This window comes from Plantibacter sp. LMC-P-059a (assembly GCF_030209505.1).
Classification (GTDB): Bacteria; Actinomycetota; Actinomycetes; order Actinomycetales; family Microbacteriaceae; genus Plantibacter.
The window spans coordinates 638,895-653,002 of the sequence record NZ_JARVRZ010000002.1 but is presented as its reverse complement, the minus strand read 5'-3'; the positions used below and the strand labels follow the sequence as shown (position 1 = coordinate 653,002).

Annotated in this window: 19 protein-coding genes; 12 read left to right on the top strand and 7 right to left on the bottom strand. The window is 70.8% G+C overall.

All coding sequences use genetic code 11. From position 1 onward, the window contains the following. Positions 1-48: 48 nt before the first annotated feature. Together QRN27_RS06595 and QRN27_RS06590 are read right to left on the bottom strand one after the other, a co-directional pair. Positions 49-675, bottom strand: coding sequence for an MSMEG_1061 family FMN-dependent PPOX-type flavoprotein (locus QRN27_RS06595; RefSeq protein WP_285041235.1), 627 nt, complete (start codon positions 673-675; stop codon positions 49-51). A gap of 107 nt (positions 676-782) precedes the next feature. Further along, complete coding sequence (locus QRN27_RS06590; protein ID WP_285041234.1) at positions 783-1,340, bottom strand: TetR family transcriptional regulator; 558 nt, start codon at positions 1,338-1,340, stop codon at positions 783-785. Between the two features lie 172 nt (positions 1,341-1,512). Between QRN27_RS06590 and QRN27_RS06585 the strand changes: the two genes are divergently transcribed. Beyond that, on the top strand, positions 1,513-2,517 hold the full coding sequence (locus tag QRN27_RS06585) for an SDR family NAD(P)-dependent oxidoreductase (RefSeq protein WP_285041232.1): 1,005 nt from the start codon (positions 1,513-1,515) through the stop codon (positions 2,515-2,517). Between the two features lie 257 nt (positions 2,518-2,774). Here QRN27_RS06585 and QRN27_RS06580 read toward each other — a convergent pair whose 3' ends face one another. Next, on the bottom strand, positions 2,775-3,971 hold the full coding sequence (locus tag QRN27_RS06580) for an ROK family transcriptional regulator (RefSeq protein ID WP_285041230.1): 1,197 nt from the start codon (positions 3,969-3,971) through the stop codon (positions 2,775-2,777). A 120-nt stretch (positions 3,972-4,091) separates the two neighbouring features. Between QRN27_RS06580 and QRN27_RS06575 the strand changes: the two genes are divergently transcribed. From QRN27_RS06575 to QRN27_RS06565, 3 genes are all read left to right on the top strand, one after another. Beyond that, on the top strand, positions 4,092-5,228 hold the full coding sequence (locus QRN27_RS06575; protein ID WP_056009285.1) for a Gfo/Idh/MocA family protein: 1,137 nt from the start codon (positions 4,092-4,094) through the stop codon (positions 5,226-5,228). Continuing rightward, positions 5,225-5,971 (top strand): ThuA domain-containing protein, encoded by a 747-nt coding sequence (locus tag QRN27_RS06570; RefSeq protein WP_285041228.1) that lies wholly within the window; start codon positions 5,225-5,227, stop codon positions 5,969-5,971. The genes QRN27_RS06575 and QRN27_RS06570 overlap by 4 nt, the downstream gene beginning before the upstream one ends. Before the next feature lie 139 nt (positions 5,972-6,110). After that, entirely contained in the window at positions 6,111-6,377 is a 267-nt protein-coding gene (locus QRN27_RS06565) for a DUF7218 family protein (RefSeq protein ID WP_285041227.1), read from the top strand. A 56-nt stretch (positions 6,378-6,433) separates the two neighbouring features. On the opposite strand, the gene QRN27_RS06560 is transcribed toward QRN27_RS06565, so the two are convergent. Further along, positions 6,434-6,751, bottom strand: a complete 318-nt coding sequence (locus tag QRN27_RS06560) for a DUF7882 family protein (RefSeq protein WP_285041225.1) — start codon at positions 6,749-6,751, stop codon at positions 6,434-6,436. 268 nt (positions 6,752-7,019) lie between these two features. Here QRN27_RS06560 and QRN27_RS06555 point away from each other — a divergent pair, with 268 nt between their 5' ends. After that, positions 7,020-7,301, top strand: coding sequence for a DUF7882 family protein (locus tag QRN27_RS06555; RefSeq protein WP_056009279.1), 282 nt, complete (start codon positions 7,020-7,022; stop codon positions 7,299-7,301). A gap of 88 nt (positions 7,302-7,389) precedes the next feature. Beyond that, a complete protein-coding gene (locus QRN27_RS06550) occupies positions 7,390-7,557 on the top strand; it encodes a hypothetical protein (RefSeq protein WP_157579867.1) in 168 nt (55 codons plus the stop codon). An 88-nt stretch (positions 7,558-7,645) separates the two neighbouring features. Here the strand turns inward: QRN27_RS06550 and QRN27_RS06545 are convergent, their stop codons facing one another. After that, complete coding sequence (locus QRN27_RS06545; RefSeq protein ID WP_285041223.1) at positions 7,646-7,846, bottom strand: hypothetical protein; 201 nt, start codon at positions 7,844-7,846, stop codon at positions 7,646-7,648. A 102-nt stretch (positions 7,847-7,948) separates the two neighbouring features. On the opposite strand from QRN27_RS06545, the gene QRN27_RS06540 reads away from it, so the two are divergent. Next, the gene (locus QRN27_RS06540; RefSeq protein WP_285041222.1) at positions 7,949-8,290 is read left to right on the top strand and encodes a hypothetical protein; all 342 of its coding nucleotides are present in this window, start codon (positions 7,949-7,951) and stop codon (positions 8,288-8,290) included. A 58-nt stretch (positions 8,291-8,348) separates the two neighbouring features. On the opposite strand, the gene QRN27_RS06535 is transcribed toward QRN27_RS06540, so the two are convergent. Then, positions 8,349-8,654 carry a DUF7882 family protein gene (locus QRN27_RS06535; protein ID WP_285041221.1) on the bottom strand — a complete coding sequence of 102 codons (306 nt, stop codon included), beginning with the start codon at positions 8,652-8,654 and terminating at the stop codon, positions 8,349-8,351. Positions 8,655-8,822: 168 nt separating this feature from the next. On the opposite strand from QRN27_RS06535, the gene QRN27_RS06530 reads away from it, so the two are divergent. Continuing rightward, entirely contained in the window at positions 8,823-9,665 is an 843-nt protein-coding gene (locus QRN27_RS06530) for an SDR family oxidoreductase (protein ID WP_285041220.1), read from the top strand. A 59-nt stretch (positions 9,666-9,724) separates the two neighbouring features. Here the strand turns inward: QRN27_RS06530 and QRN27_RS06525 are convergent, their stop codons facing one another. Then, complete coding sequence (locus tag QRN27_RS06525) at positions 9,725-9,925, bottom strand: DUF2795 domain-containing protein (protein ID WP_162235747.1); 201 nt, start codon at positions 9,923-9,925, stop codon at positions 9,725-9,727. 213 nt (positions 9,926-10,138) lie between these two features. Between QRN27_RS06525 and QRN27_RS06520 the strand changes: the two genes are divergently transcribed. The 4 genes from QRN27_RS06520 (at position 10,139) to QRN27_RS06505 (ending at position 14,083) form a co-directional block, all read left to right on the top strand. Continuing rightward, positions 10,139-10,801 carry a dihydrofolate reductase family protein gene (locus QRN27_RS06520; RefSeq protein ID WP_056779536.1) on the top strand — a complete coding sequence of 221 codons (663 nt, stop codon included), beginning with the start codon at positions 10,139-10,141 and terminating at the stop codon, positions 10,799-10,801. Positions 10,802-10,967: 166 nt separating this feature from the next. After that, on the top strand, positions 10,968-11,966 hold the full coding sequence (locus QRN27_RS06515; RefSeq protein ID WP_285041219.1) for an SDR family oxidoreductase: 999 nt from the start codon (positions 10,968-10,970) through the stop codon (positions 11,964-11,966). Positions 11,967-11,983: 17 nt separating this feature from the next. Then, positions 11,984-13,465, top strand: a complete 1,482-nt coding sequence (locus tag QRN27_RS06510) for a phytoene desaturase family protein (RefSeq protein ID WP_285041218.1) — start codon at positions 11,984-11,986, stop codon at positions 13,463-13,465. Positions 13,466-13,498: 33 nt separating this feature from the next. Then, the gene (locus QRN27_RS06505) at positions 13,499-14,083 is read left to right on the top strand and encodes an SRPBCC family protein (RefSeq protein ID WP_285041217.1); all 585 of its coding nucleotides are present in this window, start codon (positions 13,499-13,501) and stop codon (positions 14,081-14,083) included. Positions 14,084-14,108: the final 25 nt, after the last annotated feature.

Sequence of the window (14,108 nt, the reverse complement as noted above, 5' to 3'; positions counted from 1 at the left end):
GGTGTCTCGTGGTGGCGCCGATCATGAACGCTGCTCTCGCTCCAGCCATCAGTACAGGCTCTGGTTGCCGACGGCGACGGCCTCGTCGATGGCGTCGCCGACCTCGGTGCTCAGCCCGGACATGCTCGCCCAGATGCGGCCGGCGCTCGGCACCTCGTCGGCGAGCTCCTGCATCTCGGCGTCCCAGATCCCGCCGCGGAGGAGCGCCCGACCGCAGTGCAGGTAGACCTCCTCGGTGCGCACCACGATCGCGAGCTGCGGCGTCACGTGGTCCTGCTCGAGCATGGCCATGAGTGCCGGGTCGTCGGTGACGATGGCGGTGCCGTTGATCCGCAGGGTCTCGCTCATGCCGGGCACGAAGCACAGCATGCCGATGTGGCCGTTCTGCACGATGTTCTGCAGCGAGTCGGCGAGCCGGTTGCCGAGGCGTTCCGGGATCACGAGGGTGCTCGGGTCGAGTGCGCGGACGAATCCCGGGTAGTCGCCGCGGGGCGAGTTGTCGCAGGTGCCTGCCGCGTCGGAGGTCGCGATGGTGCAGAAGGGTGAATGGGCGAGGAAGGCGAGGCAGTTCTCGTCCAGCTCGTCCATGATCTTGGCCGTCGCCGCCGGGTCCGGTTCGCCGAGCGAGCGACGGATGGTGTCGACGTCGATCGATGCGAATGTGTTGGCCGGCATGGCGGACCCCTTCTCTGTCCCTCCGACCCTACGGTCGACACCCGGACGCATCAATGGTCCGTCGACACACGGTTCGGGTCGTTCTTGTGCCCTCGTCCCAAGCCCGTTCATCGGCCGAAGGAGCGCCGGAACATCGCCTTCGCGCGCGCCGCGGTGTCCGCGCGATGGGATGCCGGGATCCGCGTGAGCGTCGCACCCACCATCGAGATGGCCATGAGGATGTCGTCGGGCTCGACATGGTCGGCGATGCGGTGGGCAGCCAGTTCCTTCGCATGCAGGGCGTGCGCGAGCCGGTCGAGGCGGGTGCCGAGCGCGATCACCCGCGGGTCGTCGCCCTCACCGAGGATCGCCTCGACGAAGGGTGAGGTGACGAGGGCCTGGTCGATCACCACGTCGAGCAGGGTGTCGAGGGTCGCCTCGGGCAGGCCGGCGTGCTCCTCCAGCTCGCCGACGTTCTCGTCGAGGACCGCGACCGCGAGGGAGAGTCGGTCGGGGAAGTGCCGGTACAGGCTGCCCTGTCCGACGCCCGCCCGCTTCGCGACCGCGCTCAGTGGAGCGCTGAAGCCGTCCGCGGCGAACACCTGACGCGCGGCGGCGACGAGCGCCCGGCGGTTCTCGGGTCCCGCGCTCGGGCCGCGATTCGGCTTCGGGGGCGTGGACGACATCCCGGTAGCGTAACGCCGCGCGGCGCCTCCGGTGCACCCGGCTGGGAGCCGGCCGTGAGGGCTGGTGGCCACGTCGCCGACGGCGTACCGTGTACCGGACAATGATGTCCGGTATGGATCGAAGCCCACACGACCCCGCCGTGCACCGCCACCCCGAGAACGAAGGAACCCCATGAGCGTCCTCACCGCCAACACCCCGATCGCCACCTGGCTCGCCGATCCCACCGGCGGGCCGCTCATCCGCGGCCTCCTCGTCCAGCTGGGCACCGAGGAGTCGCAGCTCGCGCCCATCGCCGGTCTGCCGCTCCAGCAGCTGGTAGCCCTGAGCCAGGGCAAGCTGCCGCAGTCGCTCATCGACGAGCTCGTCCTCGCGGCCAACGACGGCGTCGCGCCGGTCGACGTCGCGCCCGAGGGGTGGCAGGAACGCATCACCGCCGGACGGTTCGCCGAGAAGACGGTGATCGTCACCGGTGCGGCCTCCGGCATCGGTCGGGCGACGGCGTCTCGGGTCGCCCGCGAAGGTGGCCGGGTCGTCGCCGTCGACCTGTTCGAGGACAAGCTCGCCGACCTCGCCGCGAGCCTGCCGGACGCCGACGTGGTGACTGTCGCCGGCGACATCACGAAGCAGGACGACATCGACGCGATCGTCGCCGCGGCAGGGGAGCGGATCGACGCGCTCGCGAACGTCGCCGGCATCAACGACGACTTCTCGCCGCTGCACGAGACGAGCGACGCGACCTGGGACCGCGTCATGGGGGTGAACGTGACGGGCGCCTTCAAACTGACCCGGGCGGTCCTCCCGGCGATGGTCGCTGCCGGCTCGGGTTCGGTCGTCAACATCGCCTCCGAGGCCGGGCTCCGTGGCAACGCCTCCGGCAACGCGTACACGACCTCCAAGCACGCGGTCGTCGGCATGACCAAGAGCGCCGCGTTCATGTACGGGCCGCACGGTGTTCGCGTGAACGCCGTCGCCCCAGGCGGCGTCGCCACCGGCATCCCGTTCCCGCCGAACGTGTCCGAGGCCGGGTCCGCACGGCTCGGTCCGTTCCAGGCGGCGATCCCCACGATCGCGACGGCGGAGCAGCTCGCCGCCTCCATCACCTTCCTCCTGAGCGACGACGGCGTGAACGTCAACGGCGTGATCCTGCCGTCCGACGGTGGTTGGTCGGTGCAGTAGCGCGACGGTCTTCACGATTCGATAAGAACCATTGTTCTTAACGCTCGATTCGGGTCGGTTGGGTGTTCGACTTCTGCAACGGTTGAAGGACACAGGCGCGCTCAGCGTCGCCCGTCACCTGCGAACGGTCTGCACGAGTACGGCCGGAACGACCGTCGCAGCGCGGTAACACCGCACTCAGGGCCCCACCGATCTTGGCGGAAGGTGGGGCCCTGCGCTGTGTCCGGGGTCCGGTGTCCGCAGGCCCGAACGCCCGCTCAGCGCGTGATCGGTGCGGCGAACCGCCACGGCTGCGAGCGGATCGTCGAGACCGCACGGGTGATGGCGCCGAGCGCCACGACGTCCGCTCCGAGTTCGGAGGCCCGGACGAGCGGGGTCGGCGCGTAGACGCCCTGGTCGAGCCAGCGGTGGGCGGCGGCGATGACGGGGGAGGCGACCCGCGCCACACCACCGGCGACGACGACCTCTTCGACGTCGAGCAGGCTGCCGAGCACGACGCACACCCGGCCGAGGCGCTCGCCGAGCCGTTCGACGAGCGCTTCCGCGTACGCGTCGCCCCGGGTCGCGGCGTCGACGATGTGGCTCACGTCGAGGGCGTCGACGGGCGTCAGGGCGAGGGGGGACGCCGCGGGTACCCGCCCCGTCGCGCGGTCCTCCTCCAGCCAGGACCGGGCGGCGCCGTCGAGTCCCTCCGAAGAGCCGACGCCCTCGACCATGCCGAGCACGCGGAGCTCGCCGGCACCACCGGCACCGCCGTGCAGCAGGACGCCGTCGACGATGAGGCCGGCGCCGAAGCTCACACCCGCGAGGAGGACGGCGATGGATTCGCGCGCCACCGCCCCGAGGGCCCGTTCCGCGGACGCCGCGAGATTGGCGTCGTTCTCGAGCACCACCTCGCCCCAGGGGCCGAGCCGGGTCGCGAAGTCGGGGTTCATCCGGGCCCAGTAGTCATGGTCGCCGCGCGGGGAGCGACCGTGCACGTCGACCGGAGCCGGCACGCCGACCGCCGTCACGAGCACCTGCCCGGCCGTCGTGCCGGCTTGGGCGGTCGCCTGCTCGACGGCGGCGCGGGCGGTGGCGAGGCGCAGGTCCGGATCCTCGTCGCCGCCCACGATCGGCAGTTCCGCACGGCCGACGACGTCGCCGCGCAGTGTCGCGACGAGTGCGGCGACCCGGTGCTGTCCCACGTCGAGGCCGACGACGAACGCGGTGTCGGCGGCCAACTCGTAGCGTCGCGCCGGCCGGCCCCGCCGGTAGTCGCCCGCGGCGCGTGCGTCGTCGAGCTCTCGGATCCAGCCGCGGTCGGCGAGGAGGTCGCACGCGTTGAGGACGGTCGCGCGCGTCAGCCCGGTCGCGTCCATGACCTCGCTGGCGGTGAACGGGCCGTGATCGAAGGCGTATGCGGCGACGAGTTCGACACTCGCTCGGCCCGTCTCGACCCCCGGTTCGACCATGGGGTGACTGTAGCAGGGTTGCGAAACTAGATATGGTCGCTATATTTAGTGGCGAAGGTCGACCACCGCCGGTCACGACTCCGTGCCCGGCATCCGCACCCCGAAAGGATCCGCCCGAGCATGGACACGAGCACCACCACGTCACCGTCGAAGGCTCCGGACCTCCGGGTCGGCGTCATCGGCCTCGGCTTCGCCGGGACCACCCACCTCGACGCCTTCACCGCCCTCCCCGGCGCGACGGTCGTCGCCCTGTCGGGGCAGGAACCGACCAGGCTCGCCGAGCTCGCCGAGAGCCGCGGCGTCCCCGACACGTATGCCGACTGGGAGGACCTCGTCGCCCGCGACGACCTCGACATCGTCTCGATCGGCGTGCCGAACGCCCTGCACCACCCGATCGCCGTGGCCGCACTTCGCAGCGGCAAGCACGTCTTCTGCGAGAAGCCGCTCGCGACCACCGCCGATCTCGCCGCCGAGATGGTGGAGGCGGCGACGGCCGCCGACCGCGTGCTCGAGGTCGCCTACAACCACCGGCGTCGCGCTGACGTCGCCTACCTCGCCCGCTACCTCGCCGAGGAGCCCATCGGCCGTGTCTACCACTCGCGCGCGTCCTGGCTGCGTCGGCAGGGCGTCCCCGGCATCGACTCCTGGTTCACGAACAAGGCGGCGGCGGGTGGCGGTCCGCTCATCGACCTCGGTTCGCACGTCCTCGACATCGCCCTGTCCCTCCTCGGCGAACCCCGCGTGACGCACGTCTCCGCGGTCGCCTACAACGAGCTCGGTCGCGCCGGTCGCGGTGGCTCCTCGGGCGGCGGTCCGGTCTCGAGCCGGTCCACGCATGCGTTCGACGTCGAGGACTTCGCTTCAGCCCTCCTGCGCTTCGAGGACGGCGGCAGCCTGCACCTCGAGGCGTCGTGGGCGTCCTACTCGAAGGCCCACGAGGACATCTCGGTCGAGCTCCTCGGGTCCGAGGGTGGCGTCCGCCTCCACGTCGACAACTACAACACCGAGGGCACGGTGACGATCTACCGCGACGTGGCCGGTGCGCCGACGATCGAGCGGCCCGCCGTGCAGGTGCCGTCCGGTCACCACCAGTCGGTCATCGCGGAGTTCCTCGAGACCATCCGTGCGGGCGAGTCCGCCGGTGGCGAGCTGCGGTTCGCCGGTCACCACGGCGAGTACGCCCTGCATCGCAGCCGCGTCATCGACGCCGCCTACGCCTCGGCCGCTGCCGGGCACGAACTGGAGGTCCCCGCATGAGCACCACGTCCCCCATCCGCATCCGTGTCTGGAACGAGTTCGTCCACGAGTCCCGCGGTGACGCGGTCGTCCTCGGGCACTACCCCGACGGCATCCACCGGGTCATCGCCGACGGACTCGAGGAGTCGCTCGGCGAGGCCGTCAGCGTGACGACGGCGACGCTCCAGGAGCCGGAGCACGGGCTCACGGAGGAGGCGCTCGCGAACACCGACGTCCTCTTCTGGTGGGGCCACATCGCCCACGACCAGGTGTCGGACGACGTCGTCGAACGCGTCGTCAGGCATGTCCACGCCGGGATGGGCATCGTCGTCCTGCACTCCGGTCACTACTCCCGCGTCTTCCAGCGCCTGATGGGCACCACGTGTGCGCTCAAGTGGCGCAACGACGGCGAGCGCGAACTCGTCTGGACCGTCCTGCCGGACCACCCGATCGCCCAGGGGGTCCCGCACCCGATCGTCATCGACCGGCAGGAGATGTACGGCGAGCACTTCGACATCCCCCGGCCGGACGAGGAGGTGTTCCTCTCCACCTTCGCCGGCGGCGAGGTGTTCCGCTCGGGTGTCGCGTACCACCGCGGGCGTGGTCGGGTCTTCTACTTCTCGCCCGGCGACCAGGAGTACCCGGTCTACCACCACCCCGACATCCGTCGGGTGCTGGCGAACGCGGCCGAGTGGGCGCGTCCGACGATCGAGCGCACCCCGCCGACCGCCGACCAGCACCCCAGGGACTGGTTCCTGGCCTGACGCCGGGTCACCCGGCCGTCGCGCGGGGGCTAGCGCGTGGATACGGAAACCACCAGCCCCTGTGCGAGGCCGCCCGGTGGCGGGACAGTGGAATGCGGCCGGCGACCGCCGAGCCGATCATCCACCGAGGGAGGAACCGATGCCCGGGAAGCAGAACCCGTCACTGAAGGACCCTGAACTCTACGAGAAGCTCCGAGACGACGGTGCGTCCAAGAGCAAGGCCGCGCGCATCTCGAACGCCGCGGCGAAACAGGGCCGCTCGAAGATCGGCGAGAAGGGCGGCGAGTCCGGTTCGTACGAGGACTGGACGGTCGCCGAGCTCCGTGACCGCGCGAAGGAGATCGGCCTCAGCGGCTATTCGGGCAAACGGAAGAGCGAACTCGTCTCGATGCTCCGGAACAGCTGAGCGGGAGGCACCGCCGCCGGCAGGGGCGGTGACCCGGCCGCGTCACGCCACCTGGATCACTTCGACCGGCTGGCGGTGTCGTCGTCGCTCGAGGCATGCACGACGACTTCGCCGGTGTTCGCCTCGTGCATGAACGTCTCGAGCAGGGAGCGGTCCATCTCGCCGACCTCGTCGGTGTCGAAGGAGAACTGGAGGGCGATCGACGGGTGCAACCAGAGCGTCGTCCGCCCCTCGGTGGTGGAGTCTTGTCGGACCGTCAGCGCGAACGACTCGTTCCGACGGAGCTTCATCAGCGTGATCGTCTTGACGTGGGCGAGCATGCGGTCGTCGAGACGCACGCGAGCGTCGCCGGTGCCGTAGACCAGTTGTCCCATGGGAACCCTCGACTTCCGACCCCGGGAGACAGCCGTCGGCGCGGATGGCCGACATCTGAGCGCACTCCGACGGGGTCCGGGTCGGATGGGCGCTCAACCAGGATACGAGACATCCGAGGGGTTCGCCCGATTATCCACAGACCCCGTCGGTCGACCGACCTGATCAGGCAGCCTGCGCGTATTGTCCGCCCCTCGGGCCTTCCGCGCAATGGCCCCGGTAGCCCGCGCGCGCCGCGCTAGCGTGGCACACCTGAGAGGGGAGCTGACGATGGGATTCCTACGCCTCGGTGCGCTCCGATCACAGGTCGACGATCAGACGCTCGCCCAGCTCGAACACGTGATCCTGACGCGCATGCTCGACGATCAGTCGTTCCGTCTGCAGCTCCACCGTGGACGGTTCCACTCCTCGGAACCGGTCACGGTGTCTCCGGAGCAACCGATCGTGTTCGCCTTCGACGCCGAGTTCGAGCCGCCGATCGACGAGCGCATGGCTGCCGAGATGCTCGAGGAGATCGAGATCACCGGCGGGCTCCACGTCGTCGTCGCCTGATCGCGCTGGGAAGTCAAGCCGGGGTCGTGCAGCGGCCCGCCGGACTACGGTGGCTGGACCGCGAACACGACAGGAAAGCAGGAGCGACATGAGCGACTTCACCGGAGCAGACGCATTGGGCACCGACCCCGACATGGTCGCGGGCACCCCTCCCACCGAAATCCCTGACGAGCCGACGGGCGAGGACACCGAGGACGAGCCGGACGTGCTCGAGCAGCCGGACGCCGCACCACTGCACGACGCGGACGGCCACTGAGGCGCCCAGCCCCCAGCTGAGCCCGCAGGACCACGAAGCGCCGCCGACCCGAGGGTCGGCGGCGCTTCGTCGTGTCGACGGCCGTGGCTCAGGCCTCGTCGGTGTCCTCGGGGTCGGCACCCGGGCGGACCGCCGCGTCGTCACGGATGTCGATCCGCGTGACGCCGTCGCCCTGATCGGTCACGTCGATGCGGGGTGCCGCGTCCGCCTCGGTCGCGTTCGGGGCCGTGGTCAGCTGGTCGTGGCGGTTCTCGTCGTGCGTGGGCGGAGTCTGGTCGCTGTCGGTCATGCCCAGACGATAGCGCACGGGACGCGGACCACTCGCGGTATACCTTTCCGGCCCCGGATTCAACCTCTGCCGGGCCGCCGCGCGGTTTTCGAGAATGGTCGTATGAGAAAGCTGTATTACGCGAGCGGCTATCTGCTGATGGCCGACCAGACCTGCAAAGCCCTGCTGCGCTACGCGCGCGCTCTCGCCCAGACCGGCGAGTCCGACATCGTCACCGTGCCGACGATCAACGAGGGAGGGAGCATCGGCTTCGCGCACCTCCTCATCGGACCCGCGAGTCAGCTGTTCTCGACGCCCGTCGAGAACGCGTCGGAGGAGCCGCTCGACGAAGCGACGATCCTCGAGCTGGAACAGCGCACTGCCGAGTTGCAGCCGGCGAGACCGGAATGGGCGACGGAGCTGACCGACATCGACGACCTGGAGTTCGACCAACGCTCCATGTGAGCTGCACGCACGACAGTGGGCCGACGGACGACCGTCGGCCCGCTGTCGTATGCGTGCTTCAGACGCGCGGGCCGGGCTCCGGCATGAGGACGAGTCCGTGCGTCGAGTCGGCGCTGATCGCGAGCACCTCGAGCCAGGCGCGGTTCAGTTCGACCGGGACGCTGCCCGCGTACTTGAACCGCAGCGACATCGCCGGGTGCAACCAGATGGTGGTGCGGCCGTCGCCCGCGCGCGGGTCGTCCTTCCAACCGAAGTAGAACCCCTCGCCGCGGCGCAGCTTCGCGCCGATCACGTGCTGCAGGTGCGCGAGCACCCGGTCATCGAACGTCACGCTGACGTCTGCGTCGTAGATCATCTTGCCCATGGGTCCTCCAGTCCGCCCACCCCTCCTCCAACGGTAGGCCCGACTCCGCGGGAGCGCCACGGAGCCCAGGGGGGTTGCGGAACCGTCGTCCAGGCACGAATGGTGCAACACCCCGAGCCCGATCGCAAGCCTGCGACGCGGACACGACGAGCGATCTACCGTGTCGGCATGACTGACACCCCGACCCCACCCAACCGTCTCGACCTCGCCTTCTCGCCCACCCGGGCCATCGTCACCGCCTCCGACTCGGGCATCGGCCGCGCCGCCGCCGTCGCGCTCGCCGAAGCCGGGATGGACGTCGGCATCACCTGGCACACCGACGAGGAGGGCGCCGACGCCACCGCCGAGGAGGTCCGTGCGCTCGGTCGCCGCGCCGTCGTCGCCCAGCTCGACACCACCGACCTCACCGCCTGCGGTGACGTCGTCGACCGGCTCGTCGCGGAGCTCGGCGGACTCGACGTCTTCGTGAACAACGCCGGAACCGGTGCCTCGACGCCCTTCCTCGAGATCGAGCTCGAGGAGTGGCGCCAAGTCGTCGCCGCGGACCTCGACGGCGCGTTCGTCTGCATGCAACGCGCCGCCCGACGCCTCGCCGAGGGCGGCGCCGGTGGACGGATCATCGCCGTGACGAGTGTGCACGAGCACCAGCCACGCGTCGGATCCACCGCCTACGACGCCGCCAAGCACGGACTCGGCGGTCTCGTGAAGACGGCCGCCGTCGAACTCGCCCCGTACGGCATCACGGTGAACTCGGTCGCCCCGGGGGAGATCGCGACGCCGATGACGGGTCAGACCGACGAGGACCCGCACGACACCGAGCGCCCCGGCATCCCCGTCGGCCGCCCGGGCGATGCGCGGGAGATCGCCTCCGTCATCGCGTTCCTGGCGTCGCCGGGTTCCAGCTACCTCACCGGGGTGTCCATCCCCGTGGACGGCGGCATGCTCCTGATGGGACCGCAGGCCGGATCGCACATCACGGCACAGGACTGGCGGTCCGCCGACAGCCAGTGACGCCGAACGGGAGAGGCACCGGTCGTGTACCGGTGCCTCTCCCGTGTCCAGGTCGCGGCTCAGACGCCGATCGGCAGCGCCTCCGCGATCGAGGTGCGGTGCAGGACGTCCCAGCGGCTCGTGTAGCTGCGCTCGGGGAGCGAGCGGAGCGCCTCCACCAGATGGGTCGGAAGCAGGTCGCGGCGGGCCTCACGCGTCAGGTCGCTGGGGCGGCAGGGGTACTCCATGCCGCGTAGGAATTCGTCGAGCTCGGTGAACACGAGCATCTCCTTTCTGGGCGCGTCGTGGCACCCGATGTCAGGCGGGCCGGCTGCGTCGACCGGTCGTCGGACCGCCGTGCCCTCCTTCGAGTGTCGTTCCCGTTCAGCCACTCGGCGCGCTCTTGCCTTTCCGTCGTCGAGCTGCTACTCGGGCGCGGCGGGTGGTCTGGACTGGGGGTGGGGCGCGCGACGGTTCCGGACTACCGTGTGGCCATGACGAAGCTCCGGGTCCACAATCTCGCCGTCTCGCTCGACGGCTTCGCGACCGGCGAGGGCCAGTCCTTCGAGACGCCCTTCGGCCACGCCGAGCACCGGCTGATGCAGTGGTTCCTGCCGACGCACACCTTCGTGGCGATGACCGGCCACGAGGCCGAGGCGGTCGGTGCCGGGACCCGCGGCGTCGACGACGCGTTCGCGTCGGCCACGGGCGACCGCATCGGTGTCGAGATCATGGGTCGGCGCAAGTTCGGTCCGCAGCTCGGGCCCTGGGAGGACGAGAGCTGGCGCGGATGGTGGGGCGAGGAACCGCCGTTCCACAGCCCGGTGGTCGTCCTCACGCACCACGAGCGACCGGACCTCGTCGTGGGGGAGACGACCTTCCTCTTCCGAGAGCTGTCGCCGGTCGACGCCCTGGCGCTCGCCACCTCGCTCGCCGGGGGCCTCGACGTGCGGCTCGGTGGTGGGCCCACGACCGTCCGGACGTTCCTCGAGGCGGACCTCGTCGACCACCTCCATGTCGTGGTCGTCCCGATCCTGCTCGGCCGCGGGGTGCGCCTGTGGGACGGCCTCGAAGGGCTGGAGGACCGGTTCACGGTGGAGGTGACGGCATCGCCGAGCGGGGTGGTGCATTACGTATTCACGCGGACGCCGCGCTGAGTGTGAGAACGCCCGCCTCGAACGCCCACCGCGAACGCCCTCCCTGGGAATGCAAGGGGCGGCGTCGAACGGGTGACGTCCCCTAACGTGGCGTCATGCCCCAGACCATCGCAAGACCACGATTCCCGTCAGCCCCGTGTTGCGCCGCCGTCGAACGGCTCGTGCGATGAGCCGCGGTGTCGCCGTCGTCACGGGCGGTACGGCAGGCCTCGGCCGGGCGACGGTCCGGGAACTCGCGAAGCGCGGCTGGGACGTCGCCGTGCTGGCACGCGGTGAGGACGGACTCGCGGCGACCATCGCCGAGGTCGAGCAGGCCGGGCGACGCGCGCTGGCCGTGCCGACCGACGTGGCCGACCGGGAAGCGGTCGAACGTGCCGCCGACCGCGTCGAGGCCGAGCTCGGACCGATCGAGCTGTGGGTGAACTGCGCCATGGTCGGGGTGTTCGGTGACTTCCTGACGACCGAGCCGGCGGACTTCGAACGCGCCGTCGCCGTCAACTTCTTCGGTTTCGTCAACGGCACGCGCGCTGCTCTGTCGCGGATGGTGCCTCGTGATCGCGGGCACGTCATCCAGGTGGGCTCGGCGCTTGCCCACCGCGGCATCCCGTTGCAGGCGGCGTACTGCGGGTCCAAGTTCGGCGCGCGAGGGTTCACCGAGTCCGTGACCGCGGAACTCATCCACGCCGGCAGTGCCGTCAAGGTCTCGACGGTCGACATGCCGGCCCTGAACACCATCCAGTTCAGCTGGGTGAAGTCGCAGCTGCCCGAACACCCGCAGCCCGTGCCGCCGATCTACCAGCCCGAGGTGGGGGCCACGGCCATCGCCGACGTCGCCGACAAGCCCCGCCGACGCACCTGGGTGGGGGAGTCGACCGTCGGCACCATCCTCGGCGACCGCTTCGCCGGGTCGTTCCTCGACTGGTTCCTCGCCAGGACGGGCTACTCGGGCCAGCTCGCCCCCGACAAGGACGACCCGCGCATGCCCGACAACGTCTACACGCCGGCACCCGGCGACCACGGCGCTCGCGGCGTGTTCAGCGACAAGGCGCGCACCTGGAGCCCGCAGACCTGGGCGATCCGGCACCGTCCGGCCGTGTACGCGACCGCGGTGGGTGCCGTCGCTGCGGGCGTCGCCCTCGTGACCGGCGCGGCGAAGCGACGCTGACCGCCGTGGGGGTGGGCATGAGCAGATCGACGGAGGAGTTCGACGCGGTGGTCGTCGGCGCCGGCCCGAACGGGCTCGCCGCGGCGGTGACCCTCGCGCGCGCCGGCCTGCACGTGCAGGTCGTGGAGCGGGGCGACACCATCGGCGGCGGGGCCAGGACCGCAGAACTCACCCTCCCGGGCTTCCACCACGACATCTGCTCGGCGGTCCACCCCATGGCGCTCGCCTCCGGGTTCTTCCGCTCCTTCAAGCTCGAACGCCGGATCGAGCTCGTGGTGCCGGAGATCTCCTACGCGCACCCCCTCGACGACGGCCGTGCCGGCATCGCCTACCGCGACATCGACCGCACCGCCGACGCGCTCGGCCGCGACGGTGCAGCTTGGCGCTCGCTCATGGGGCCGCTCGCCGCGGACGCCGACCGGGTGTCGCAGTTCACCGGCGGCAAGCTGCTCCAGGTGCCCCGCCATCCGGTCACCGTCGCCAAGTTCGGCCTGCGCGCGCTCGAACAGGGGAGCCCCGCCTGGAACCTCCGGTTCCGTGAGGACACCGCCCCGGCGATGCTCAGCGGGGTGGCCGCGCACTCGATCCGGCCGATGCCGAGCCTCGCCACCTCGGCGGCAGCCCTGTCCCTCGGCGCCTACGCCCATGCGCGCGGCTGGCCGATCCCCATCGGCGGCAGCCAGGCGATCGTCGACGCACTCGCCGCAGACCTCCTCTCCCACGGCGGCGAGATCGTCACTGGTACCGAGGTGCGCTCCATCGACGAGCTCCCCACAGCACGCGCCGTGCTGTTCGACACGACGCCGAAGGCGCTCGCCGAGATCGCAGGGAGCCGCCTTCCCGACACCTACCTCCGGCGTCTCTCCCTCTTCCGGTACGGCGACGGCGTCGCGAAGGTCGACTTCGCGCTGTCCGGTCCGGTGCCGTGGACGAACCCCGAACTCGCGAAGGCGGGGACCCTCCACCTGGGCGGTAGCCGGCCGGAGATCGCCGCGGCTGAACGCGACGTCGCCCGCGGTCGGCACAGCGAGTCGCCCTACGTCCTCGTCTCGCAGCCCGCCGTCGGCGACCCGGGGCGCGCGCCGGGCGACGCGCAGGTCCTCTGGGCGTACACGCACGTGCCGAGTGGCTCCGCGCTCGACCAGACCGAGGCGATCACCCGGCAGATCGAACGGTTCGCACCGGGCTTCCGCGACGTGATCCTGACGTCCGCCTCGATGACCGCTCGCGACATGGCGCGGTACAACCCGAACTACGTGCTCGGCGACATCGCCGCCGGCGCCGCGAGTTTCGCGCAGCTCGTCGCGAGACCGGTGCTGTCGAACGACCCGTGGCGGACGCCGACGCCAGGCATCTTCCTCTGCTCGTCCTCGACCCCTCCCGGCCCGGGCGTCCACGGCTTGGCGGGATGGCACGCCGCCCGTAGCGCGCTCCGATCCGTCTTCGGGCGCGACCGCATGCCGTCGCTCGCCCCGGACTCGGCGCCGACGACCTCCTGACCTCGTCCCTGCTCCAGCGAAAGGAACACCATCGTGTCCCACACCTCCCGCATCCTCGACTGCCCGCCCGACCGTGTCTTCGCCGTCCTCGCCGACGGGTGGTTGTTCCCGGCCTGGGTGGTGGGGGCGTCACGCATGCGCGACGTCGGCGATCGCTGGCCGCACGTCGGCGGGAAGCTCCACCACTCCTTCGGCGTCTGGCCGGCCGTGTTGAACGACGAGACGACCGTCCTGCAGTGGGATCCACCGCACGCCTTCGTCATCCAGCCGAAGGGATGGCCGCTCGGCGAGGCGCGGGTCGCGGTCGAGGTGGAACCGCACGAACGCGGCTGCGTCGTCCACCTGCATGAGCACGCGGTGACCGGGCCGGGCGCCCTGATCCCCGTGTGGCTGCTCGACATCGGTCTGCACGTCCGCAACATCGAGACCCTGCGTCGGCTCGCACACCTCGCGGAGGGCGGCGCCGGTGGGACGCATCCGGTGGAGGCCGCTGAACCGACCGCCGACGATCGGAAGAGCGCGGAGTTCCCGAAGCGCTCGCTGTTCGCCCGGGTCGCGTCGGTCGCCGTGGTCGCTGTGCCGGTCCTCGTCGTGGTGGGTTGGTTCCGCCGCCGATAACGCATCCCGCAGCGGATCACAAGAG